Source organism: Streptomyces sp. NBC_00289 (assembly GCF_041435115.1).
In the GTDB taxonomy this organism is placed as follows: Bacteria; Actinomycetota; Actinomycetes; order Streptomycetales; family Streptomycetaceae; genus Streptomyces.
Window position 1 is genome coordinate 10,109,365 of the sequence record NZ_CP108046.1, and the last position, 21,241, is coordinate 10,130,605.

Annotated in this window: 22 protein-coding genes and 6 pseudogenes; 12 read left to right on the forward strand and 16 right to left on the reverse strand. The window is 66.3% G+C overall.

Annotated features, from left to right (window positions below; translation table 11 throughout):
• Positions 1–101 precede the first annotated feature (101 nt).
• Positions 102–350 carry a hypothetical protein gene (locus OG985_RS46005; RefSeq protein ID WP_371666669.1) on the reverse strand — a complete coding sequence of 83 codons (249 nt, stop codon included), beginning with the start codon at positions 348–350 and terminating at the stop codon, positions 102–104.
• Positions 351–551: 201 nt separating this feature from the next.
• Here OG985_RS46005 and OG985_RS46010 point away from each other — a divergent pair, with 201 nt between their 5' ends.
• Positions 552–1,892, forward strand: a complete 1,341-nt coding sequence (locus OG985_RS46010) for an IS4 family transposase (protein ID WP_371674175.1) — start codon at positions 552–554, stop codon at positions 1,890–1,892.
• A 117-nt stretch (positions 1,893–2,009) separates the two neighbouring features.
• A complete protein-coding gene (locus tag OG985_RS46015; RefSeq protein ID WP_371666666.1) occupies positions 2,010–2,444 on the forward strand; it encodes a PaaI family thioesterase in 435 nt (144 codons plus the stop codon).
• A 173-nt stretch (positions 2,445–2,617) separates the two neighbouring features.
• Here OG985_RS46015 and OG985_RS46020 read toward each other — a convergent pair whose 3' ends face one another.
• Positions 2,618–3,997: an IS1380 family transposase gene (locus OG985_RS46020; RefSeq protein WP_371666514.1), complete on the reverse strand. Its 1,380-nt coding sequence runs from the start codon at positions 3,995–3,997 to the stop codon at positions 2,618–2,620.
• Positions 3,998–4,439: 442 nt separating this feature from the next.
• Between OG985_RS46020 and OG985_RS46025 the strand changes: the two are divergent.
• Together OG985_RS46025 and OG985_RS46030 are read left to right on the forward strand one after the other, a co-directional pair.
• Positions 4,440–4,688 (forward strand): annotated as a pseudogene (locus OG985_RS46025) (hypothetical protein); the annotation flags it as partial.
• 139 nt (positions 4,689–4,827) lie between these two features.
• Positions 4,828–4,986 carry a hypothetical protein gene (locus tag OG985_RS46030; RefSeq protein WP_371674713.1) on the forward strand — a complete coding sequence of 53 codons (159 nt, stop codon included), beginning with the start codon at positions 4,828–4,830 and terminating at the stop codon, positions 4,984–4,986.
• Positions 4,987–5,287: 301 nt separating this feature from the next.
• On the opposite strand, the gene OG985_RS46035 is transcribed toward OG985_RS46030, so the two are convergent.
• Positions 5,288–6,583: an ISAs1 family transposase gene (locus OG985_RS46035; RefSeq protein ID WP_371666665.1), complete on the reverse strand. Its 1,296-nt coding sequence runs from the start codon at positions 6,581–6,583 to the stop codon at positions 5,288–5,290.
• A gap of 385 nt (positions 6,584–6,968) precedes the next feature.
• On the opposite strand from OG985_RS46035, the gene OG985_RS46040 reads away from it, so the two are divergent.
• Positions 6,969–7,508: a winged helix-turn-helix domain-containing protein gene (locus tag OG985_RS46040; protein WP_371666577.1), complete on the forward strand. Its 540-nt coding sequence runs from the start codon at positions 6,969–6,971 to the stop codon at positions 7,506–7,508.
• Positions 7,505–8,032, forward strand: a complete 528-nt coding sequence (locus OG985_RS46045) for a transposase (RefSeq protein WP_371674223.1) — start codon at positions 7,505–7,507, stop codon at positions 8,030–8,032. The genes OG985_RS46040 and OG985_RS46045 overlap by 4 nt, the downstream gene beginning before the upstream one ends.
• Before the next feature lie 19 nt (positions 8,033–8,051).
• Here OG985_RS46045 and OG985_RS46050 read toward each other — a convergent pair whose 3' ends face one another.
• From OG985_RS46050 to OG985_RS46070, 5 genes and pseudogenes are all read right to left on the reverse strand, one after another.
• Complete coding sequence (locus OG985_RS46050) at positions 8,052–8,309, reverse strand: hypothetical protein (RefSeq protein WP_371666664.1); 258 nt, start codon at positions 8,307–8,309, stop codon at positions 8,052–8,054.
• Between the two features lie 171 nt (positions 8,310–8,480).
• Positions 8,481–8,764, reverse strand: a pseudogene (secE, locus tag OG985_RS46055) (preprotein translocase subunit SecE).
• A 622-nt stretch (positions 8,765–9,386) separates the two neighbouring features.
• On the reverse strand, positions 9,387–9,911 hold the full coding sequence (locus OG985_RS46060; RefSeq protein WP_371666663.1) for a DDE-type integrase/transposase/recombinase: 525 nt from the start codon (positions 9,909–9,911) through the stop codon (positions 9,387–9,389).
• Positions 9,912–10,012: 101 nt separating this feature from the next.
• Positions 10,013–10,063, reverse strand: a pseudogene (locus OG985_RS46065) (hypothetical protein); the annotation flags it as partial.
• The gene (locus OG985_RS46070) at positions 10,060–10,221 is read right to left on the reverse strand and encodes a hypothetical protein (protein ID WP_371666662.1); all 162 of its coding nucleotides are present in this window, start codon (positions 10,219–10,221) and stop codon (positions 10,060–10,062) included. The gene OG985_RS46070 and the pseudogene OG985_RS46065, both read right to left, overlap by 4 nt.
• A 327-nt stretch (positions 10,222–10,548) precedes the next feature.
• Between OG985_RS46070 and OG985_RS46075 the strand changes: the two genes are divergently transcribed.
• Positions 10,549–11,793: an IS256 family transposase gene (locus OG985_RS46075; RefSeq protein ID WP_371666661.1), complete on the forward strand. Its 1,245-nt coding sequence runs from the start codon at positions 10,549–10,551 to the stop codon at positions 11,791–11,793.
• A 237-nt stretch (positions 11,794–12,030) separates the two neighbouring features.
• On the opposite strand, the gene OG985_RS46080 is transcribed toward OG985_RS46075, so the two are convergent.
• Both OG985_RS46080 and OG985_RS46085 read right to left on the reverse strand, forming a co-directional pair.
• A complete protein-coding gene (locus OG985_RS46080; RefSeq protein ID WP_371666659.1) occupies positions 12,031–12,198 on the reverse strand; it encodes a hypothetical protein in 168 nt (55 codons plus the stop codon).
• Between the two features lie 198 nt (positions 12,199–12,396).
• The gene (locus OG985_RS46085) at positions 12,397–12,867 is read right to left on the reverse strand and encodes a single-stranded DNA-binding protein (protein ID WP_371666493.1); all 471 of its coding nucleotides are present in this window, start codon (positions 12,865–12,867) and stop codon (positions 12,397–12,399) included.
• 79 nt (positions 12,868–12,946) lie between these two features.
• On the opposite strand from OG985_RS46085, the gene OG985_RS46090 reads away from it, so the two are divergent.
• The 3 genes from OG985_RS46090 (at position 12,947) to OG985_RS46100 (ending at position 15,081) form a co-directional block, all read left to right on the forward strand.
• Positions 12,947–13,159: a hypothetical protein gene (locus OG985_RS46090; protein WP_371666492.1), complete on the forward strand. Its 213-nt coding sequence runs from the start codon at positions 12,947–12,949 to the stop codon at positions 13,157–13,159.
• Positions 13,160–14,008: 849 nt separating this feature from the next.
• Positions 14,009–14,908: a hypothetical protein gene (locus tag OG985_RS46095; protein WP_371666658.1), complete on the forward strand. Its 900-nt coding sequence runs from the start codon at positions 14,009–14,011 to the stop codon at positions 14,906–14,908.
• Entirely contained in the window at positions 14,905–15,081 is a 177-nt protein-coding gene (locus OG985_RS46100; protein WP_371666657.1) for a hypothetical protein, read from the forward strand. Before OG985_RS46095 ends, OG985_RS46100 begins: the two co-directional genes overlap by 4 nt.
• A 17-nt stretch (positions 15,082–15,098) precedes the next feature.
• Here OG985_RS46100 and OG985_RS46105 read toward each other — a convergent pair whose 3' ends face one another.
• Positions 15,099–16,250, reverse strand: coding sequence for an ISAs1 family transposase (locus OG985_RS46105; RefSeq protein WP_371666656.1), 1,152 nt, complete (start codon positions 16,248–16,250; stop codon positions 15,099–15,101).
• Positions 16,251–16,680: 430 nt separating this feature from the next.
• Between OG985_RS46105 and OG985_RS46110 the strand changes: the two are divergent.
• Positions 16,681–16,987, forward strand: a pseudogene (locus OG985_RS46110) (transposase); the annotation flags it as partial.
• Between the two features lie 775 nt (positions 16,988–17,762).
• On the opposite strand, the pseudogene OG985_RS46115 reads toward OG985_RS46110, so the two are convergent.
• From OG985_RS46115 to OG985_RS46135, 5 genes and pseudogenes are all read right to left on the reverse strand, one after another.
• Positions 17,763–18,019 (reverse strand): annotated as a pseudogene (locus tag OG985_RS46115) (helix-turn-helix domain-containing protein); the annotation flags it as partial.
• Between the two features lie 126 nt (positions 18,020–18,145).
• Positions 18,146–18,268, reverse strand: a complete 123-nt coding sequence (locus tag OG985_RS46120) for a hypothetical protein (protein WP_371674712.1) — start codon at positions 18,266–18,268, stop codon at positions 18,146–18,148.
• Between the two features lie 95 nt (positions 18,269–18,363).
• Positions 18,364–19,227 (reverse strand): IS3 family transposase, encoded by an 864-nt coding sequence (locus tag OG985_RS46125; RefSeq protein WP_371666655.1) that lies wholly within the window; start codon positions 19,225–19,227, stop codon positions 18,364–18,366.
• Between the two features lie 25 nt (positions 19,228–19,252).
• Complete coding sequence (locus OG985_RS46130) at positions 19,253–19,486, reverse strand: transposase (RefSeq protein WP_371666654.1); 234 nt, start codon at positions 19,484–19,486, stop codon at positions 19,253–19,255.
• 206 nt (positions 19,487–19,692) lie between these two features.
• Positions 19,693–20,448, reverse strand: coding sequence for a hypothetical protein (locus tag OG985_RS46135; RefSeq protein ID WP_371666653.1), 756 nt, complete (start codon positions 20,446–20,448; stop codon positions 19,693–19,695).
• Between the two features lie 169 nt (positions 20,449–20,617).
• Between OG985_RS46135 and OG985_RS46140 the strand changes: the two are divergent.
• Positions 20,618–21,191: pseudogene (locus OG985_RS46140) on the forward strand (IS6 family transposase); the annotation flags it as partial.
• Positions 21,192–21,241 lie beyond the last annotated feature (50 nt).

The window sequence follows — 21,241 nt, forward strand, 5'->3', positions numbered from 1 at the left end:
CACCGCGCCGGGATTCCGCCATGCCCGAGCACCGAAATCGCGTCCGTCACCCGACAGCCGCCCCTCAGCAACGCCTCATCGCCCCAACCGAAATGCCGAGGCTAGAGCTTGACGCGCTGATAGTTGCCGGCGAACCCGTACTCCGCGGCCAGTCGCTCGTGGATCACCGACGCCTTCATCAGGATCTCGGCCCGCAGCATGGCATCGACCAGCGGCGCGAACTCGTCGATCTTCCTGGGCACCAACTGGCCACTGGCCGAGCGACGCGGCGGCGTCGCCGGACCCGCGAGGTACTTGCGGACCGTCTTGCGGTCCAGCCCCGTCTCCCGGGCGATCTCCGACAGGCTCATCGCCCCGGACTCCAACAACCCCCGAAACCGCCGTAGTTCCGACCAGCGACGTGGATCCAAGACCACCGCCAACCACCCCCTGCCGCAGCACATCGACTACGCAGCAGAGTGCCGACCAACGATCCTCACCGCCTCAGGAACTGGCCGCATTCATCCGTACGCGGGTGGGCACGTTCAGGTGTACGCCGACAGCCGGAGCTGGTGGATCGGGTGGTGGCCCAGTGCGGGAGGTCCGGGCAGCGTAACCGGCTGCTGCCGCCGCGCGTGGTGGTCTACTTCGTGCTGGCGATGTGCTTGTTCTCCGGCCAGGGCTACGAAGAGGTCGCTCGGCTGCTGACGCATGGGCTGACCTGGGCGAAGCGCTGGTCGGGGTCGTGGCAGGTACCGACCACGGGGGCGATCTCGAGAGCGCGCGCGAAACTCGGTCCAGAACCGCTGAAGGCCCTGTTCGCCTCGGTGGCCCGGCCGTTGGCCACGGAATCGACACCGGGTGCCTTCTACGGCCGGTGGCGGCTGATGGCCATCGACGGCACAGTCTTCGACGTTCCGGACAGCCAGGAGAACGTGGCGCACTTCGGGCGCCCGAAGACCCACCGCACCCAGCGGTGTGCGTATCCGCAGGTGCGGGTGGTCGCGCTGGCCGAGTGCGGCACCCATGCCATCACCACGGCGGCTCTCGGCCCATGCACCACGTCCGAACTCGTGCTGGCCCGCGAGCTGTTCGGTCACCTGGGCGAGGACGATCTGCTGCTGGCCGACCGCGGCTTCACCGGCCTGGAGCTGTGGCGGGCGGCCTCGGCCGGCGGTGCGGACCTGCTGTGGCGCATCCGTTCCCACCAGGTGCTGCCGGTCCGCGAAGAGCTGCCCGACGGCTCGTACTTGTCAGAGATCGTCGCGGCCAGAGACCACCGCAAGCGTGCCGACCCGGAAATGGTGCGGGTGATCGAGTACACCCTGGACGATCCCGGGCAGGACGCCCCTTACCGGCTGATCACCACGGTCCTCGATCCCGATGCCGCCCCGGCCACCGAGCTGGCCGCCCTCTACCACCAGCGGTGGGAGTTCGAGAACACGCTGGACGAGCTGAAGACCCATCAACGCGGACCTGCCCAGGTCCTGCGCTCCCGCTCACCCGAAGGCGTCGAGCAGGAGGTCTGGGCACACCTGCTGGTCCACCACGCCATCCGCACCCTGATGCACGACGCCGCCGAGCAGGCCGGCCTCGACCCCGACAGGCTCTCCTTCACCCGGAGCATCCGCCTCGCACGACGCCAGGTCACCGCGCAGGCGGCCTTTTCCCCTGACCGTCTGACCGCCGCCCTCACCGACGGACTCCGCGAGATCACCGCGCGCCTGTTACCCACCCGCCGCAGACGCTCCAACCCGCGCGTGGTCAAACGCAAGATGTCCAACTTCGGCGTCAAACGCGACGAGCACTACACCTGGCCTCAGCCCACCCGGGACCCAGCAGACGCCATGACCATCGCCCCGCACTGGCGCACCGCCCCGATCAACCCGTCAGCCAAAGCCCGACGAAGCTAGGTCACTAAGTCACTGGTATTGAGGCTAAGCAGTTATTGCTCTCGCATACCGCCTTGCGTTGGGATGCACTAATGAGGGAAAGTTTCACGAATAAATACGAACGGCTTATTTATCTAAATGTGTCAAGATTTTGAATCTGCGGTTCACCACTCCTTGTGTTTCGGGTGCGGGCCATCTCATGGAACAGGCCTTGGCCTCAACGTTGTCCGCGACAGCCCAGAGCAGGCGCACGCAACGTTTCTGGTGACAGTTGATCATCAAGGTCCTCCGGGGTTTATTCATGGCGGGTTGCTGGCCTGCCTCTTTGATGAAGTCTTCGCGGGGGCAATTAAGCTGATGAATATATTTGCAGTCACTGTGCGGCTAGAAACGGACTTTCTGGCACCGATACCAATCGGCAGCCGCATCAAAATTGCGGCTCACTGCATAAAGACGGCTGGTCGTAAGATGCAGTGCACCGGAACGGTTACACTGACATCGCAGAATAATCAGATAGCTGCCAGAGCCAGTGCCCTTTTCGTCAGTATCTCAGCCGAACAACTGGGTACCTAGCCTCGATCGTTCATGAGTCCTTGTCGGTTTGTTGACGGGGACTCTGCGTTTGTGTGGTGGGGTCTTTTCGGGGCTGGGGCAGGCCGAGGGCCCGGCTCTCGCGTCGGATGGGCGCCGGGTTCCACTTCACCGGTGTGGTGGTGCGGGTTTGTCGGGACGGGCGATGTGGCTGGTCAACCGGGGTTCGGCAGGGCGTGGAGCCTGACGATCGCGTGGCTGATGACAGCGGTCCAGGGCCATCGGGCGGGCAGGCGGAGCCAGCGGCGACGGCCGGTGTTCACGAGCTGAGCGGCGGCGGAGAACAGCCGCAGCCGGAGCTTCTTGGGTTCCCAGCGGCGGGCCTCGCCGGTCAGCGCGAGCATCGGCATCCAGGCGAGGAGGTCGAGCGCGAGGGAGACGATCTCCAGCCAGATCTGGTTCTGGGCCGTGTCGTGCAGGGGCAGATTGCGCAGGCCGGTGGCACGGGCGCCTCGGATGCGGTCCTCGCAGCGTGCCCGTCTGCGGTGACGCAGTTCGAGGTCGGCGAGCTGGCCGCCTTTCGTGTTGGTCGCGAAGCAGGTGAGCCGGTTGCCGTCGAGGTCGGTGAAGCGCAACTGGGCGCCGGGGTGCGGGCGTTCTTTGCGGACGATCAGCCGCATGCCCGTGGGCCAGGTACTCAGGTCGGGCATGTCGGTGATCTCGGCGACCCAGGCGCCGGGCCGCTCGGTGCCGTCGGCGTCGTAGGCGGGTGTCCATGCCTTCTTCGGGATCTTCAGTACGGCCTGGTGGATGGCGTCGGTGGTGGTCATTCCGACGGAATACGACAGCCACCGGCCCCGGCGGGAGAGCCAGTCGAGGAAGGTGTGGGTGCCGCCGGCGGAGTCGGTGCGGATCAGTGTCTGCCGTCCCCGCCGCAGGTGTTTGGGCAGTTGGGCCAGGGCGAGTTGGGCGGTTTCGATGTGGTCGGCGGCGGTGTTGGAGCCCGCGTTGCCGGGCCGCAGCAGGGCGGCCACCGGTTCCCCGGATCCGGCTGGGCCGTGGTCGACGAACGCGACGAGCGGGTGATGGCCGAAGGTCTTCTTCCAGGTCGGGGTGGCGTCCTGCTTCTCGGAGTGTGCGAGCACCAGTACCCCGTCGATGTCCACGATCACTTGGCCGTCGGCGGCCGGACTGCTTGTCCCGGCCAACTCCCAGACCCGCGTGCGTACTTCGGAACGTGCGCCCCGGATTGCCGCAAGAGCCTTCGGGCCGGAGGCGGCGAGCGCGTCGACGAGGCGGGAGACGGTCGGATCGGAGGCCACCGGGCCGAACACAGCCGGCTCGGCCCGCAGCATGCCGACGTCTGCCAGACAGTTGCCGCCGAGCGCGACGGCCAGCGCCACATCCAGCAGGATCTTGCCTGGGTCGTGCACGGCCCGCGGCTTGCGCCACGGTGCCAGTGCCGCCGCTATCGCACCGTCCAGGCCACACTTGCGGGCCGTCTCGACCAGCAGCACCGCCCCGGCCTGCGAGACCACCCCGCGGCCGCCGCCCTCGACACGGACGCGCGGGTACGACCCGCTACTCTTCTTCACCTGGAGAGTGCTTCTTTCCTTGCAGTGACAGGACCCTCGACAAGTCCCATCGTTGCAGGTCAGCAGCACTCTCCGCTTTTTTGATCAAGACCCGGACAGACCCACTCGCGAAAGCGCGAGGCTAGCGTTGCCAGCTGGTGACTGCTCAGGTCCTTGTGTGACCTGCGCTTGACCGTCTCGTTGGTCTGTTCGTGGCTCTGACCAAGCGCCAGGTGTCGTACGAGGAACCTCGCGCGTTGATGAACTTGAGGCGGAAAACGCCGAGGGCACGAATCTGGAGCCGGTCGCCGGTCGCCGATCCCGATGCCGTCATCGAGCATCGCCCTGCCGCGTGCGGCGGCTGCCTGGACACCCTGGCCCCCAGGACGCCGAGGCGGTCGAGTTCTCGGTATCGCAGGTCTTCGAGCTTCCCGATCCGGGGCTGATCGTCACCGAGCACCGGATGCTGAAGGTCCGCTGCCACCGCGGGCACATCACACGCGCCGCGGATCCCCACGGTGTGGGGGCGCCAGCCCAGTACGGATCCGGCGTGCACGCACTGGCCGTCTATCAACTCGTCCACCAGCACGTTCCCTGTCTGCGGATCGCGGCCGGCGCGGCCGACCTGCACGGCGCCAACCTCTCCGAGGGCTTCGTCCACACCGCCCTGCTGCGGGCCGCCGCCCGGCTGATCCCCTTCAGTGCACGCGTCGTGGCGCTGCTGCAGCTGGCGGATGTGGCGCACTTCGACGAGTCCGGCATCCGCGTCAGCTCCTCGCTGCACTGGGCACGTCGCCTGCACCCCCCGTCTGACCTGGTACAAGGCACACGCCAAGCGCGGCAAGGCCGGCATGGCAGATGCCGGAGTGCTGCCGCACTTCACCGGCACCACCGTCACCGACGCCTGGTCCTCCTACCTCGGCTACGGCCGCGCCGGCGCGCTGCGCAACGCGCACATCCCGCGCGACCTGGACGGCGTTCACCACGCCGACCCCACCGGCCAGCAGTGAGCGAAGGCCGCCATCGACGCCCTCACCGCCGGAAACGACGCCGCGCATACGGCCCGCGAGACCGAGCGCGACGCTCTGACCAGCGAAGAAATCGCTTCCTGGAAACACAGTTCGACGGGGCGGTCCAGGCCGGACGCTCCATCAACCCGACCCGCCACCGAAAACGAAAAAGATCTTCGCCCGGCAGCTCGTCGACCGCCTGTCACGCCGCCGCGAGGACATCCTGCGCTTCCTGCACGACCTGACTGCCCTTCACCAACAACCACAGGGCCCCGGCGTGTGCCTGGATCGTCCGGTTTGGTTATGTGATGCCGTAGAGGGCGAGGACGCGGGGGCGCTCGGTGTGGGCTCGTCGTCCGGCGGCGGTGTTGACGTAGCCGGCGAGCTTGAGCGCGCTGCGGATCAGGTCGCGGAGGGTAGCGAGTACGGCGGGCGCGTTGCGGGTTCTGACCTGGGACTTGTCCTCGTTGAAAGTGACATCTCGACACCAGTGGACGGTATTTTCCACGGTCCAGTGCCCGCGAGCCCAGGACGCGATCTCGGCTGCGTTCGCTTCCTCGGCGGGCAGGTCGGTGATGGCGTAGACGGTCTCGCTGGACCATTTTTTCGCCCCGTAGAGACGGCGTCGGCGCTGGATCCGCAGGACCTGGGCCGCGCGGGGGAAGAGTAGGCCGTCGATGGTGACGACCTGCACGAGTCGTTGTTCGTGGCGGCCGTGGCCCCGGGCGTCGTCGCGGTGGATCACAGGGATCTCCTTCCAGGGCAGGGCGTGGAGTTGGCGGGCCTGGCCGCGCTGGTTGTTCTTGATGGTCAGCAGGTAGTGAGCGCCGCGTTCGCGCAGGTAGATGGCGTGGTCGCGTTGGGCGTGGAGGGCATCGGCGGTAACGACCACCCCCGTGAGATCCGCGTCGTCGATCTGGTCGAGGAGAGGTGCGAACTCGGGGATTTCGTTGGTCTTCGCGCCGATCTCGCGGGAGGCGAGAGTGACACCGTCGCCGTGACGGACGGCGGACAGGACGAAGACGCGGCTGCCGTCCGGGCGCCTCGCGCCGCGCAGGCACTTGCCGTCCACCGCGATCGCCCGCCGCCGGAGCCGTACCGGCTCGGCGCGGGCGGCCGCCCGGTGAGCCCGGCGCTGTTCACGTTCGGTGCCACCGTCGGGCATCACCGGCTCCGGCCGGCGGGGCTGTGCGGACAGCAGAGGCCGAAGGTAGTCGTAACCGGCCGCGCCGATCTCACCGGGATCGAGTCGCCCCAGGACGCTGCGCAGGGTTTTCTCGCTCGGCACCCGGTAGCGGCCAAGGAGTGGGTGGTAGGGCAGGCCGAAGGCGGCCAGTTCCTCCGGCGCCGCACGTCGGCACCACTCCGCCGCCGCGGTGATCGAGTCGTGGCCGGACGGGGTCATCGCGCAGACCACCAGGGCCAGCAGCGAGGAGAGCCGGTACCGCACTCCGCAAGCCCCTCTCGGATCGGTGACCGACTCGAACTCGGCGACCAGGCAGCGCACTTGCTCCTTGGCGGCACCCTCGCCGAGGGCTTCCAGGCAGGGCGCACAAGGCACGGGGACAGCGACAAGGGATGATGGAGAAACGAACACGGCACCTTCGTGGATCTTGCAGCGTAGAGAACTACATGATCCACAGGTGCCGTGTTCACCTGCTTCCGGGGCCCACCACCGAGATCAACACCCCAGACCGGGACGATCCAGGCACTCGCCGGGGCCCTGCCAACAACCAGGCCGAACAGGACATCCGCATGATCAAAATCCAGATGAAGCTCTCCGCGGCTGGCGCACCCCCGACAGCGCCAACCGCTGGCTCCTCGTGCGCTCCTTCCCCCTCCACCGCCCGCAAACAAGGCCGCGACCTCTTCGCCGGAAACGTCTGGCTGCCGCCCGCTCACGCGTAATCAATACCTACTGACCTTCAAAGGGTGGTGTCGTAGCGGCTGACGCCTCTTGATCCCTGCGGTATGCCGACCGCATGAGGTATGCGCAAGGGGGCGGACTGACCGACGAACGGCGGGCCTTCCGCGAGAAGTTGAGGATGGAGGCGGCCGAGCGGTTCAGGCAGGGCGACGAGAACCCGGTCATCGCTCACGACCTGCGGGTCAGCGTCCGGTCGGTACAGCGGTGGCGCAGAGCCTGGTCGCAGAACGGGCCCCGGGCCCTGGCCTCCAGGGGCCCGGCATCGCTGCCGCTTCTCAATGACGAACTGTTCGCCGTGCTGGAGCGTGAGCTGGCCAAGGGGCCGGTGGCACACGGGTGGCCGGACCAGACCTGGACCCTGTCGCGGATCAGGACGCTGATCGGGCGCCGCTTCCACAAGAGCTACACCGTGCAAGGGGTCGCCGCCCTGCTCAAGCGGCACGGTTGGAGCTGCCAGGTTCCCGCCCGGCGGGCGATCGAGCGGGACGAGAACGTGGTGGCCGGCTGGGTGAAGGAGACCTGGCCCCAGGTGGAAGGACCGTGGCGGCGCTCGACGCCTGGCTCGTCTTCGAGGACGAAGCCGGATTCTCGATGACGCCGCCGATCATCCGCACCTGGTCCCACCGCGGCCACACCCCTGTGGTCCGCGTCCGGGGCCGCTCCCGCCGCCGCTTATCGGTGGCCGCCGTGGCCTGCTACAAGACCGGCGAACCCTCGCGGCTGATCTACCGGCCCTGCCCAGACGCCCGGCCCGATGGGCGCAAAAGCTTCTCCTGGAAGGACTACCGCGACCTGATCCAGACCGCCCACCAGCAGCTTGGCGGCCCGATCGTGCTGGTCTGGGACAACCTCAACACCCACCTCACCGCCGGCATGCGCCGCTACATCGCCGACCGCGACTGGCTCACGGTCTTCCAACTCCCGCCCTACGCACCCGACCTCAACCCGGTCGAGGGCATCTGGTCCGTCCTGCGACGCACGACCACAGCCAACCGCGCCTTCGCCAACCCCGACGACCTGATCACTGCCGTCCGACGCGGCCTACGCCAGCTCCAGTACCGCCACGACGTCCTCGACGGCTGCCTCACCGGCACCGGCCTCCGGCGCCAGCCACCATGACGACATCACGCATTCAAGGTCAGTAAGTAGTCACCAGGTCATCACGGACATCGTCGGCATTCCCGGTGGCCCCACTCAGCAACCGTTGGAGGCCGTCGGGGGTGGCCGGCGTATTCGGCCAGTTACCAGCCGTTCTTGCGGCCGACCGGACCGAGCAGGACCGGACATAGTCGCGCATTCGGCGTCGGGCGTTGGCGCGGTCGAAGCGGTGCCCGATACGGAGAAAGAGGTCGTTGAGTTCCCCCTTCCAGGCCGCGTCCGCGAGGTCGTCGATCACATTGGAAGGCTGCCCGGATCGCATCCCAGACAGTTCTCAATGCACTCGTTGGAGGGGCAGTCCGCCAAGACCGCCCCTGGCCCACCCTCAGCCATCTACACTCCCGACGACGCCTCTGACAAGGCCAAATAGCGAAACGCTGCTGGAGTGACTAAGCCACTGGCATTGAGGTTAGCCGAAGACGTACGTGACGGTCGTTCGGAAGCCGTAGTCGAAAACGATCACGGCAGCGATCATGACCATCACGAAGACGACCACTACGGACGTGTAGGCCATGAGTTGGCTGCGCTTGGGCCAGACTACCTTGCTCAGTTCGGCGACAATCTGCCGATAAAACATCACAAACCATCTTAACATTCCTCTTTTGGCGTGTTTTCTGCCTCTTCGAGTCATCCTTAATTCCCTTACCCGCTCCGTACATCAGGCTCGTAGAGAGCGCCCACGATGTATGTCACTTCTGTCGCTCATTCACGGCCATAGCAGACCACAGGCAATATGGCTTACCCTTCGGCTTACGCCGAAGATTGCTCGAAAAAATAGTCAAGCTCAAACAAATCTCTCACCAGGCAGCTGAGTCGACGCTCCGCAACGGCACCCTGTGCAACCCCAACCCACCCCTAACAGGGTGACCAGCGCCATACGGGTCTCCAGCACAGCATGGCCATCAAGCATGCTGATAGATTCGGCACGACGCGCGGCGAACCAGCGCCCCGTACAGCCTGGCTAGAAGCCGCCGAGATGTTTCAGGCACCGCAAATGGTCAAGTGTGGGGCAGGATGCCTATGTGTTGAGGCGGCTAAGCAGACGCTGCAAGCAGCATCGCGCGCTCCTTGATCTGCGACGCGCCACTGTTGCAGCAGGGTTGATTTGGTGGTCAAGTCTGGTTGTGGAGTCCGTAGAGGGTCACATCGGGGGGCACAGAGAAAAGGTACACGGGCTTCCAGCGGCCACTGGGAGCCCGTGCTCCCCTTTGCACCTGCCACATTTATGCTTCCGTACACCCGGCCACCTGAGCAATCCCTGCTCAGACAGGACCTTTGCGTGAGGGGGTCTTCCCCCGTGATGGTGGGCACGCGGTTATTGATCACGCGGCGAGCGTGAGTTGAGCGGTGTGGTGTCGGTGTTGTATGCGTTGGTGCCATTGGTGGAGTGCCGGCGGCGGGTGTTGTAGCGGGTGAGCCAGGCGAAGACGGTCCTGCGGCAGGTGCCAGCGTCGCCGTAGTCGTGGGCGCCCTGAAGGGCCTCGCGTTTCAGGGACGCGTGGAAGCTTTCGCAGGCCGCGTTGTCGGCGCTGGTGCCGGCCGCGCCCATCGGCCGGGTGACGCCGAGTTGGTCGCAGAGGTCGGCGATGGCCCGGGATCCGTATTGGGCTCCGCGGTCGGGGTGGAACACGGCGCCGTCCAGGCGGCCGCGGGTCGCGGCTGCCATCCGCAGTGCGTCGGCGACCAGGCTGGTGCGCATGTGGTCGGCGATGGACCAGCCGACGGCCTTGCGGCTGAAGCTGTCGCCCATGTATTTCCGGCCGGGTTCGGTGGCGGTGAAGTCCCGCTGGAACAGGTCCGCAACCTGTGAGGTGGCCGGGGCCCGGATGGTGGTGCGCACGCGTCTGCGCAGGCGGATGCAGGTGATGGAGAACGTCCGCGTGATTCGGGCGACCCTCTTTCGTTGACCCGCCGCCCTTTCGCGCGGAGCTCGGCGGTCACGCGCTGGGAGCCGTAGGTACCACCGGACTCGGCGTGGACTGCGCGGATCAGTCGGCCAGGATCCGGTCCTTGTGCTGCCGGGTGGCCCGGGCCTCGGCGCTGGCGAGCCACTTGTAGTAACTGGACCGGTTCACGTGCAGGACGTGGCAGAGCCGCTTCGCTTCGTAGGTGTTCCGGTGGTCGTCAACGAACTGGAAGCGGCTGATCACCGGTTCGTCTCTCTGGCGAAATACTTGGCGGCCTTGCAAAGGATGTCCAGCTTGAACTGCGGCGGATAGTTCTTCATGACCAGGAGATGGCCGTTCTCAGATCCTCAGGATCCAGTGTCTCGTGTGTCCAGAATCAAGGGGCCAGGCCCGCCAGCGCGTCCTGCCCGAGATGGCGTCCCGCGTGATGGTGTAGGCGATCACCGTGCGGGTGTGCGCGGGCGGGTGCCCGGGGCGTGCATCCGGTGACGGTCTCCGCTCCCTGCGCATGAGGCAGGCCACCGTGCAAATCTCCCTGGTGAACGGCCAGTTCAACCCTGGAGGTGCCCGATGGCCTTGTCCCAGTCTGACCTACAACGCCTGCTGGAGTCACTACGCACGGCGGACGGGATCGAGCTCGTCCGCAACGTCGCCGAGCGCATGCTGCAAGAGCTGATCGAGGCCGAGCTCAGCGGCCGGATCAGCGCCCAGTGGAACGAGCACACCGAAGCCCGCACCGCCTTCCGCAACGGCCACCGGGAGAAGACCTTGGCCACCCAGGCCGGCGATCTGGACCTGGCGATACCGAAGCTGCGCAGCGGCAGCTTCTTCCCCAGCCTGCTGGAACGGCGGCGCCGCATCGACCAGGCGCTCTACGCCGTCATCATGGAGGCATACGTGCACGGGGTGTCCACCCGCTCGGTCGACGACCTGGTCAAGGCGCTCGGCGCGGACAGCGGAATCTCCAAGAGCGAGGTCTCACGGATCTGCGGTGACCTGGACGAACAGCTCACGGTCTTCCGCGGCCGGCCCCTGGATCACAGCCGCTTCCCCTACCTCTACCTGGACGCCACCTACTGCAAGGTGCGCGTGAACCACCGGATCGTCTCCCAGGCCGTGGTCATCGCCACCGGCATCAGTGAGGACGGCGGCCGTGAGGTGCTGGGTGTGATGGTCGGTGACAGCGAGACCGAAGCGTTCTGGAGCGAGTTCCTGCGCTCCTTGCGCGAACGCGGCCTGGGCGGGGTCCGTCTGGTCATCTCCGACAGTCACAGCGGCCTGGTGGCAGCGATCCGCAAGGTCATGCTCGGTGCCGCCTGGCAGCGTTGTCGTGTCCATTTCTTGAGGAATGTGTTTTCCGTGATCCCCAAGGAATCCGGGGAAATGGTCGCGGCGACCATCCGCACCATCTTCATCCAGCCCACCGCCGAAGCCGTCCATCACCAACTCGATGCGGTGGCCGACATGCTCGGGCAGCAGTTTCCCAAGGTCAGGCAGATGCTCCTGGACGCCAAGGAGGACCTGACCGCCTTCGCTGCCTTTCCCATCTCGCATTGGAAGAAGATCCAGTCTTCAAATCCCCTGGAGCGGATCAACCGCGAGATCAAGCGCCGCACCGACGTCGTGCAGGTCTTCCCCAACCCGGCCGCCCTCGAGCGGCTGGTCACCGCCGTGCTCAGCGAGATGCACGACGAATGGATCGCCTTCCCCCGCCGCTACCTGTCCGAAGGCAGCATGACTGCCATCTACGCCGCCGAACACGCCGACCACACCACCCATGCACTCCCCAACACCCCGAACACTACGGAGGATTGATCGCCTACACCATCACAGGGGACGTGACCCTGCCCGAACACCACAGCGAGCCGTTCCCGCTTGGTCTTCGAGGCTGGCAGCGTCCAGCCTTCGACCCGCTGCCCGTAACGGTGGGCGATTTCGGGCACGTCCACCACGCCGGCCAGCCAGGACGGGGCAGCCGCTGAGAGAGCCTCAAGTGCGGCCCGCACGCTCTCCCCGGCCAGCTCCAGCCGGTCAAGTCCCTGACCGCGCTGATCACATGGGTCGCATCGGTGCGCTGTTTCCCGCCCGCCGCCACCAGCCCCTTATCCGGCAGTGCTCCACCAGCCGTTCGAAGAGGACCCGCTCCATGCCGTGTTCCACCAGGCGGGCACGGAACTTTGACAACACCGTGAAATCGAAGCCGGTGTCCTCCAGCTCCATCCCGAACGCGTACTTCCCATCAATCGCCCACCGCCATCGCCGCGGCCTGCCGATCGGTCAGGTCCTCAGCGAACTGCAACACCGTGCCCAGCGATAGAGTAGCTACCCGGCCTTGGGGCAAGGGCCCAGGTCTCTGGACGATGCTCTGGCCCTATTGGACGATCCGTGTCAGGCGTTCTGGGACTGGTCAGCTGTTGGTCAGAATGGGTGCGGTTCCGCGGGAGCCGGGCTCGACGGCGACTGTGCTGGAGCGGAGTCGGGTCTGGCCGTTGGGGCGGGCTGGCCCTGGGCGGGCATTCCTGGGCGGTAGGTCTTGGTGATGGTCGCGGTCGCATGCGCCAGGGATGCGGCGACTTCCTCGACGTCGATCTCAAGGACGGTGCGGCGCTGGCCTTCCTTGCCATCGTAAGTGCGTTGTTTGAGGCGGCCCTGAACGATGACACGCATCCCCTTGGCCAGCGACTGCGCGGCATTTTCGCCGGCCTGTCGCCACAGCGAGCAGCGCAGGAAAAGGGTTTGCCCGTCGACGAACTCATTGCGGTCACGGTCGAAGACGCGGGGGGTGGATGCCACGGTGAACCCGGCCACCGGGATACCGGAGTTGGTGTAGCGCAGTTCCACGTCGGCGGTCAGGTTGCCCACCACCGTCACCAGCGTCTCGCCCGCCATACCGCCACCCTCTTTGCCGTCCGCTCACCGCAATACGCCCACCGTACCGGCCCTGCACCCTGGCTGGCACGATGACCGTATGACGAGCGAGGAGCACACGCTGGAGACGGCAGCCCAGGCACTGCACGATGCACAGGAAGCCGTCCACACGGCTCGCCGGAACCTGACCGCGGCGATCGTGGCCGCATACCAAGGTGGGGAGTCGGCAGCCCGGATCGCGATGCGCACCGGTAGGCACATCATCGAGATCCGGAATCTGCTGGCCGCCGCCCAGGCATCCCGTCGCAGGTAGACCAGTTGTCGCGGCGAGGTTCCCCCGCAGCCGACCCTCACCCCGGAGTCGCTTCGCCTTCTGAGATGAGGCGACGCCCGGCCCGTCGAGTTGCAGCCGAGTGACAACCCGACTTCACCTGCGGCGGCCGGGCCGGGGCCCGCATGGACGTGAATCTACGCCGCTGCCTGACGCTCGTACGGTTTGGTATGCGGCTCAGCGGTGTCCTCACGCCGTGTTCTGGCCCGGGCCCGGCAGCCCGGTGTCCGACCTGCCAGGATGACAACCAGGGCGTGTTATGTAACCCGTGGCGCGTCCTGCGGCCATTCAACAACCGGCCGCGGGGCGCACGGTCTCGGGTGTCCGTAACGGCGCGGCGGCCAGCCCGCGGGCTCAGCTGACCTGCCCCGACCCTGCTGTGCTGGGGCGAGCCATACTGAGGATGACCTCGCTTCGCGTATACGGGGCGGCCGAGAGCGGGAAGTGAGTTTGGCCCGCTGGCGTTCCGCCCGCTCGCTCGGCAGTGGCCCGTGGCCGGACGCGCGCCACAAGCTGACCCGGGAACAGTCGTCCTGTTATGACGAGTGCGGCGGGCAGGCTCTGTCAGCGCGCGTGGCGGCCACGCGGACGGCGCGGTCCGGAGCTGCTTCGCCGTGGAGGGCTGCCGCCGTCGGCTGGTGGGGATGGGGAGGAGAAGCGGCCCGGAACAGCGGAACGGGCGCTGTCACGTTGGCTGGCCGGTGCGGGATGATCTTCGGCCGCTCCGGCTCCAGCCACGGCGGATGCGGGCCGTGATCCCCGCCCGTTCTGAGTCCTCAGCCGACTGCGCGACGCACCGCCCCGGCTGAGTTCCGCCGATAGTGTGGTCGTATGTCCCGCAAGCGCCGCCCCGCACACGGCCTGCCCGTCCTCGTCGAGCGGACTGATGCCCTGCAAGCCGAAGAGTTGGAAGCGCTGGCCCGCAAGTATTCCCAGGACCAGGAAGAACTCCTGACCGAGGCCGCAGAGTTCTACAGCCGCGCAGGCCAGCACGACAACGCGCTCGCGCTCTACCAGCAGGTGCTGGACGCCAACTGCCGAGATCCCCACCTCATCCAGGCTTTCCGCATCGACACGCTCTGGAATGCAGGACGCACCGACGAGGCCCGCGAAGCCGCCGAAGCCTTGCGTCGCCGGCACCCCGCCCATGCCGTCACTTGGGAGATCATCGCGGAGATGCTCGAGGTCGCTGACCACCTCCACGATGCTGCGGACTGGTTCACCGCCGGAGGGACCCACCTCTTGGGCCCCACCGCCCCTCTCTCCGTTGACGCTGTCCACGACGCGGCAGATGGCAACGGCATCGAGATGCTCATCATCAGCCGCCACCGTGTCAGGCGCCGCCTCGGCCAGCCCTGCGACGACCTCGACCAGCTCGCACACGACCGCTACGACAACCGCCCGGCACAACTTCGCGCGACCAGCACCCTCGACGACCTCCACAACCCGAAACTGCGAGAAGCAGCAGGCAAGGATCCCCAAGCCCTGATCGCCTCGATCGAGAAACTGTCCCGCGAGGTCGAAGCCCGCCGCTCTGCCCTCTCCCGGCCCCACCTGACCTGCGCACTCTTCTGGAGCCCTGACGAGTTCGCCCAGCTGCTGACACATGGCCCGAGCTGGCCGACCACTACGGCACCGAGCACCACGAACACATCCGCCACATCGAGCAGATGCTGCAATGCCTGTCCAACGAAAGCGAACCCCACCTCGGCATCGCGCACGGCACTGTGACCGACTTCGAGTCCTTCACCCGCGAGGAGAACCTCGCTCCCGGGGACGGGGACACCCGAGCCCACTACGCCGCCGACCTCGCAGCCCGGGGCCAGGCCACCCCATGGACTCCGCCCCGCAACACCCCCTGCTGGTGCGGCTCCACACACCAGGGCGATTGCAAAGTCGTCTGATCCCGGATCGTTGCAGGTCAGTTAAGCCCGATGAGGTCCAGGGGGCGTTCGTAGGGGCGGAGGGCTGTGGTGCGGAGTCCGGCGGCGATGTTGGTGTGGCCGGCGTCGCGGAGTTGGTTGATGGCGAAGCTGCGGAGGGTGGCCATGTTCTCCGGGCTGTGCCCGGTGCGGATCTTGGAGGCGTCTTCGCGGAAGGCGGTGTCGCGGACGAAGTGGAGCCTGTTTTCGATCACCCAGTGCGCCCTCGAGATCGTTGCGATCCGTTCGGGAGACGCCTGGCGGCTGGTCAGGTCGGTGATCACGTAGACCGTTTCCCGGCTCTGCTTGCCGGTCTTGGTGTCGGTGCGGTGGCGTACGACCTTGGCGGCCTGGGCGGCGTGGGGGAAGTCGACGCCGAGGCCGGTGACGGTCAGGGCCTGCACGACCCGGGTCTCCTTACGTCCGTGGCCGGTGGTGCGGTCGTAGAACTTCGCCGCCGCCTGCTCCCAGGGCAGGGTCCGCAGCTGCTCGTAGAGGTTCTTCTGGTTCCGCTTCACGGTGAAGGCGTAGTGCGCCTTCTTGACGTCGACGAGGAAGCGGGCGTGCTCGCGCTGGGTGTGCAGAGCATCGCCGGTCACGGTGACACCCTGCAGGTCAAAGGGGTCCAGTAGGGCGGCGAAGCAGGTGATTTCGTTGGTCTTCTCGGGAATCCTGAGCGGGGTGACGGTCATGCCGGTGCCGGTCATCGCGGCCAGCAGGTGCGCGGCCGGGGTGGTGCCGTGGCGCGAGCCGCGGGCGCTCTTGCCGTCGACGGCGAGGGTGTCGGTGCTGGCCGGGTCATGGCCGAGGAGGTCGGCCAGGCCGCCGGGGCAGGTGTCCTTGACGACCCGGCGGATGGTCGCGCCGCTGGGCGGGACACGTACGGACAGGTCGGTCGCGGTACGGGCACCGAGCCGGGCCAGGACGTCCTGCGGCGCGTCAGCCGCCCACTCGTCGATCGCCACGAAGCTCCTCGCACCGGTGACCACGGCGGAGCAGGCGATCAGCAGTACTGCCACGAAGGGGTGACGCTTTCCGCGCCGGCACCGCGGATCGGCAAGTGCCCGCAGCCGCCCGGCCAGCAGACCCGTCGCACCATGCTGACGGGTGGGCGACTTGACCAGGCAGACGGTGGCAGACTGGCGGCACATCGAAGCTCCGTTGCGGGACGGCGACTTGGGAAGGTCACCTCCACAACGGAGCTTCGTTGCATCCGGTCGCGCGCCCTCCCGACATCGTCACACTGCCGTGACCAGCACACTCACGAGATCACCGCGACTTTGCAATCGCCCTGCTCCACACACAAGTACAAGAAATGCTGCGATAACCCCGCCCTCACCACCTGACCAAGATCCAAACGGGCTCTTTCACCAAACTCGCGACAGAGCCAGAACTGAGTGGCCGTTGACAGTGGGCGCCCAGGGCACCGGCCGTGGTCCGTTACTGACATCGGCTCGTCAGGGTGAACTTCGGCCAAGTCCCTGACGAGGTTGGATCGGTGGCCGTATTCCGGGGTGTGTGAGATATGCGGATGGGGGCGGGCTGACTGCCGCGGGACGCCGGCGCCGGGAGACTGTGCGGCTGCAGGCGGCCGAGCTGTTCGAGCGGAAGGTCAAGCCATCGGAGGTCGCGCGGCAGCTGCGGGTGAGCCGGAAGTCGGTCTACCAGTGGCAGCAGTTGTGGCGGGACGGCGGTGTGCAGGCACTGGCCTCTCGCGGCCCGGGCGGGTCGCGGTGCCGTCTGTCCCCGCGCTGTCTTCAGAAGCTGGCCGCGTATCTGGAGCAGGGTCCGGCCGCGCACGGCTGGGTGGAGGACCAGGTATGGGACGGCTTCGCGGGTGGCCACGCTGATCGGCAGGAAGTTCCACGTCTCCTACAGCGTCTCGGGGCCACTCGGTCATCGTCGACGGTGCCGAGGTCTTCAACGGGACTACAACTACCCTTGTCCCCACGGCGGCCTCGGAGGCCAGACACCCCACGAACGCCTCAGGCAGAAAACCACGACCCAGGCGTAATCAGTGATCGCCAGTTGCACACCTGTAGGAACTCCTGGATGCGCTGGTCGCTGTTCTCCCTGAAGCCGCCGTCCTTGCCCTCACGGCCACTGCCGTCCGCGACCGCGAGCACGTCCTGCCGGATTGCCTGGCGGCGCCCGCCACCACCAAGGCGTCGCGACCGCCTGCCACCAGCAACGACACCACTGTCACCAACCGTGATCAAGAACTACAGCTGCCGTTTGTGCACCGACTCAGCCGGTCCGGCACGGCAGTTGTAGTTTCGATGTCTGTGCTGGTCAGCGCCTTGCCGGGGTGGGTGCCTGACCGATCGTCAGGAGCACGCTCGATCGCGGACCAGGCCGTGATCGCAGATGAAGTAGTGATCACTCACCCAAAAGACGGAATCCCGTGATCATCTGTGATGGGCACCAGGTTTCCCCGGAGGTGTCAGGCGCAGGGTTGTCCCGGCTGGGGCCGGGACAACCCTGCAGCCCCAACAGCGACGCATCGCTGGACCTCGGCGGAGTGCGCGACATGACACGCCGGTCTGACATCTCAAAACAGCGTCAGGTCCCTGTCACTGGTGTCGGCGATGACGGGACGGAACCAGCGGGGGAGACCGTCCAGGCGGTCAGGCCCGGGCCGCGGCGGCCACGGCCGGGTCACGGGCGATCGCGGTGAACGTATCGCCGCCATGGAGCCCGAGCAGGATCTGCTCACGCTCGTCGATCGTCAGGCAGCCGGGACGAGGCCCCAACCAAACGGCTTCGCATCGAGATGCCGTCCACTGCGGGCCATGACGCCGACCATCGGCGCGCTGCAGCCGATCTCGCGGGCGATGTCGACCAGCCGCCAGCCCTTCGCATACAGCCTGAGCGCGAGCTGCTTCTGCTCCCGGCTGATATGACCATGCTTGCCCTGCATCCGGATCCTCCTGTGATCAGCGACTGTCTCATCTCGCAGGACTCGTTGCACTGACCGCTTGAATCCGCCCGAGCTAAGCCACCTCGATGCCGCGCTCGAGCATCAACTCCTCGACGTCGCGCACACTCAGGTGAACCGGTGGTACAGCCACACACAGGGGGAGATGACCTCCGGCGGGAAGCGGAACCCCCGGTACGACACCGCGTCCACGAGCAGCCCCTCCAACGATCCGGCCAGACGGATGATCATGCCAGCTGAGAAGGCCTCCACTCAACCGTCAACTGATTCGGGGACCGGGAGCTGAGGGGCCTCGCGTTTTCCGGACAGGCTTCTGACCGTTTATTTCACGCGGCGATTCGCAACTTCTCGTACTCGGCATGGACTTCGCGTGGAGGGCGGTACCCCACCGCCGAGTGGAGGCGTTTGCGATTGTACCAGAATTCGATGTAGCGAGTGATGTCCTGCTGGGCGACCTCGCGGGTCAGGTAAGTCACCCTTGATACGCGCTCGTTCTTCAGGGCGCCGAAGAATGATTCGGCCATGGCGTTGTCGAAACAGATCCCGGTGCGGCCGGCAGATCTGCGGAGCCCGAACCGGTCCAGCGTCCTCCCGAACTCGGCTGACATGTAGTTACTTCCGCGATCCGAGTGAAATATCGCGTCGGCCGAGAGGTTCCTGTTCCGTGCCGCGTTACGGATCGCCTTGGATATCAGTGGGGTTTGGTAGTGGTCGTCCATCGCGTAACCGATGACTTCCTTCGTGCAGCAGTCGATTACCGTCGCGAGGTACAGCCAGCCTTCCCCGGTCCCGATATAAGTAATGTCACCGACGAGCTTTTCGCCGGGTGCGTCCGCGGTGAAGTTGCGGCCGACGAGGTCCGGCACTTGGCCGGCCGCGGCCTTGGTGAGGTTGAACCTCTTCGGCTGTGGCTGGCAGGACTCAAGTCCCAGCTCGCGCATCAGGCGGCGGACCAGTTCCAGGCCGACGCTGATGCCCCAGCGGTGCAGCTGGGCTTGGATGCGACGGTGGCCGTAGGTGCTGTCGGAAATGTCGAAGGCTTTCTTGATGAGCAGTTTCAGTTCCTCGCGCCGCTGTGTCGTCGCGGATTCCGGGCGGGATCGCCAGTCGTAGTAGCCGGATCTGGAGACGCCGAGTCTGCCGCACATGAACTCGACGCTGTATGCGCACTCCGCAGTGTCGAGCCGCATCTCATCGATGAACTGTACTTGCTTGCTACCGGGGATCCTTCGCGAAGTACGCCGCGCATTTTTTCAGGAAGGAGTTTTCCATCTCCAGCTCACGGTTCCGCCGTTCGAGTTCCTTCAGGCGTACCCGCTCGTTCACCGTGAATTCTGCATCGGGAGCCGGTTCCTGCTGCTTCTGGTGCTTCTTCACCCAGCCGCGTAGCGTCTCCGAGTTCAGCTCAAGCTCCCGGGCAACTTCGGAGATCGTCTTGCTTGACCTCAACGCGATCTGGACTGCTTCCTCACGGAACTATGGCGAGTACTTACTGGGTGGCGCCACTTCTTCCTCGTTTCCTGTTCAGGACAACCCTATTGGGTCCCTGTCCGGAAACTTCGGGGCCCCTCAAGCTCCACCTCCCGCACCAGGGCCCGCTCCGCGCCCGTGTCCGGCAAGCCGGCCGACTGCCGGAAGGCACCGCCCTGGCCGCGTTACAGGAAGTTGTTAGGCCAGATCATGGTGCGCCACATGTGTGCGACCGGTGAGCCATCAAAGCCCAGGCCCTGATCGGGTTGCCGGAAGTGCCGGCCGATGATGTCTTCGAACTCGGCGATGTCGATGTCGTTTTCGTTGTCGAAGGTGTACAGGTCGTTGAGGGTGACCAGACGCGCTGTCATGTACCAACGGTGTGCACGAATGTGCTCATAGGCACTGTGTATGTGTGCGGGTGGGGCGTATTGCGGGCCGAAGAAGGTCCGGTATGCCTCGGGGTAGTCGTAGCCAACCGACGGGTCGGGAAAGAAACGCAGGATCTCGTGCTGGCGGATAGCCCAGGCGACTTTCTCGGAGACGTAAGGGGCCACCAGCTGGGCGCCCCAGTGTCCATGGTGGCTGCGCAGCAGGCCGCCCACAGCGATGTCGTGGAGGAGACAGGCCAGCACCACCTCCTCGTTCAGCCCCAAGTCTCGGGCCCGGCGGGCGCTGTGCAGCATATGCCGGGCGGTGAAGGGCTCAAGGCGCAGCCGGAAGAAGTCCGCCAGAGTCGGACGCTCGGGCATCGGGGGCAGAGCAGGGTTGTCACCCATCATGAACACTTTGCCAGGACGCAGCTCAGCCAGCAGTTCCTCGCCGGTGGCGTGATGCGCGGTGCCCATCATGGCGATCGACGGCAGAACGGCCATTCGTTCCAATCCCTCCTGGCCGTGACCAGGGCGGGGCTGGGGGACAGGTTCGATGCTGGTGGTCACTGATGAAACTCTCCTGAAGTCCCCCGCTTCTCGAACACATAGGTCATGTTCTGAGTTTTGGGCGGGTCCCACTATGTCCCGGAGGACGATCGCCTCACCCCTGAAGAGCTAGGTAGTTGATACCTCACTTGAAGCGAGCCTCCTCCCCGAACACGGCAGCTGTGGGTCAATGGGGCGTGAACATCTGAGAGGGGTTGTCGTGGAGGCCGGAGCGACACCGTCGTACAAGGGGTACCGGTACCCGGCGGAGGTCATGTCCCGCTGCGTGTGGCTGTACCACCGCTTCCCGCTCTGCTTCCGCGAGGTCGAGAAGCTCATGCTCGCCCGCGGCGTGATCGTCTCCCACGAAACCGTCCGGCAGTGGTGCACCAAGTTCGGGCCCCAGTACGCGGCCGGCCTGCGCCGCCGGAGGCCGAAGGCCGGCGACAAGTGACATCTGGACGAGGTCTACGTGAAGATCAACGGCGAGTGGCGGTACCTGTGGCGGGCGGTGGACCAGGACGGCAACGTCCTGGACATCCTGGTCCAGTCCCGGCGGAAAGCCAAGGCCGCCAGGCGGTTCATGGTCAAGCTGATGGAGGAGCAGCGGCGGGTGCCGCGAGTGCTGGTGCGGCAAGCTCCGCAGCTACGGCGCTGCACACCGGTAGCCCATGCCCTCGGTGGAGCACCGGCAGTCGAAGTACCTGAACAATCGGGCGGAGAACTCCCACCAGCCGACGAGGCAACGCGAACGCGGCAGTCGCATGCGAGAAACACGCCGACCGCACTGGACTGAGCCCCGAGGGCAAAGAGA

Excerpts from the sequence above, each read along its gene's own strand:
- OG985_RS46005 (WP_371666669.1), bottom strand. The coding sequence starts at position 350 with ATGAGCCTGTCGGAGATCGCCCGGGAGACGGGGCTGGACCGCAAGACG.
- OG985_RS46015 (WP_371666666.1), top strand. The coding sequence starts at position 2,010 with ATGTGTCAAGATTTTGAATCTGCGGTTCACCACTCCTTGTGTTTCGGG.
- OG985_RS46030 (WP_371674713.1), top strand. The coding sequence starts at position 4,828 with ATGGCAGATGCCGGAGTGCTGCCGCACTTCACCGGCACCACCGTCACC.
- OG985_RS46040 (WP_371666577.1), top strand. The coding sequence starts at position 6,969 with ATGAGGTATGCGCAAGGGGGCGGACTGACCGACGAACGGCGGGCCTTC.
- OG985_RS46045 (WP_371674223.1), top strand. The coding sequence starts at position 7,505 with ATGACGCCGCCGATCATCCGCACCTGGTCCCACCGCGGCCACACCCCT.
- OG985_RS46075 (WP_371666661.1), top strand. The coding sequence starts at position 10,549 with ATGGCCTTGTCCCAGTCTGACCTACAACGCCTGCTGGAGTCACTACGC.
- OG985_RS46080 (WP_371666659.1), bottom strand. The coding sequence starts at position 12,198 with ATGGAGCTGGAGGACACCGGCTTCGATTTCACGGTGTTGTCAAAGTTC.
- OG985_RS46085 (WP_371666493.1), bottom strand. The coding sequence starts at position 12,867 with ATGGCGGGCGAGACGCTGGTGACGGTGGTGGGCAACCTGACCGCCGAC.
- OG985_RS46090 (WP_371666492.1), top strand. The coding sequence starts at position 12,947 with ATGACGAGCGAGGAGCACACGCTGGAGACGGCAGCCCAGGCACTGCAC.
- OG985_RS46095 (WP_371666658.1), top strand. The coding sequence starts at position 14,009 with ATGTCCCGCAAGCGCCGCCCCGCACACGGCCTGCCCGTCCTCGTCGAG.
- OG985_RS46105 (WP_371666656.1), bottom strand. The coding sequence starts at position 16,250 with ATGTGCCGCCAGTCTGCCACCGTCTGCCTGGTCAAGTCGCCCACCCGT.
- OG985_RS46120 (WP_371674712.1), bottom strand. The coding sequence starts at position 18,268 with ATGATCATCCGTCTGGCCGGATCGTTGGAGGGGCTGCTCGTGGACGCG.
- OG985_RS46125 (WP_371666655.1), bottom strand. The coding sequence starts at position 19,227 with ATGCGGCTCGACACTGCGGAGTGCGCATACAGCGTCGAGTTCATGTGC.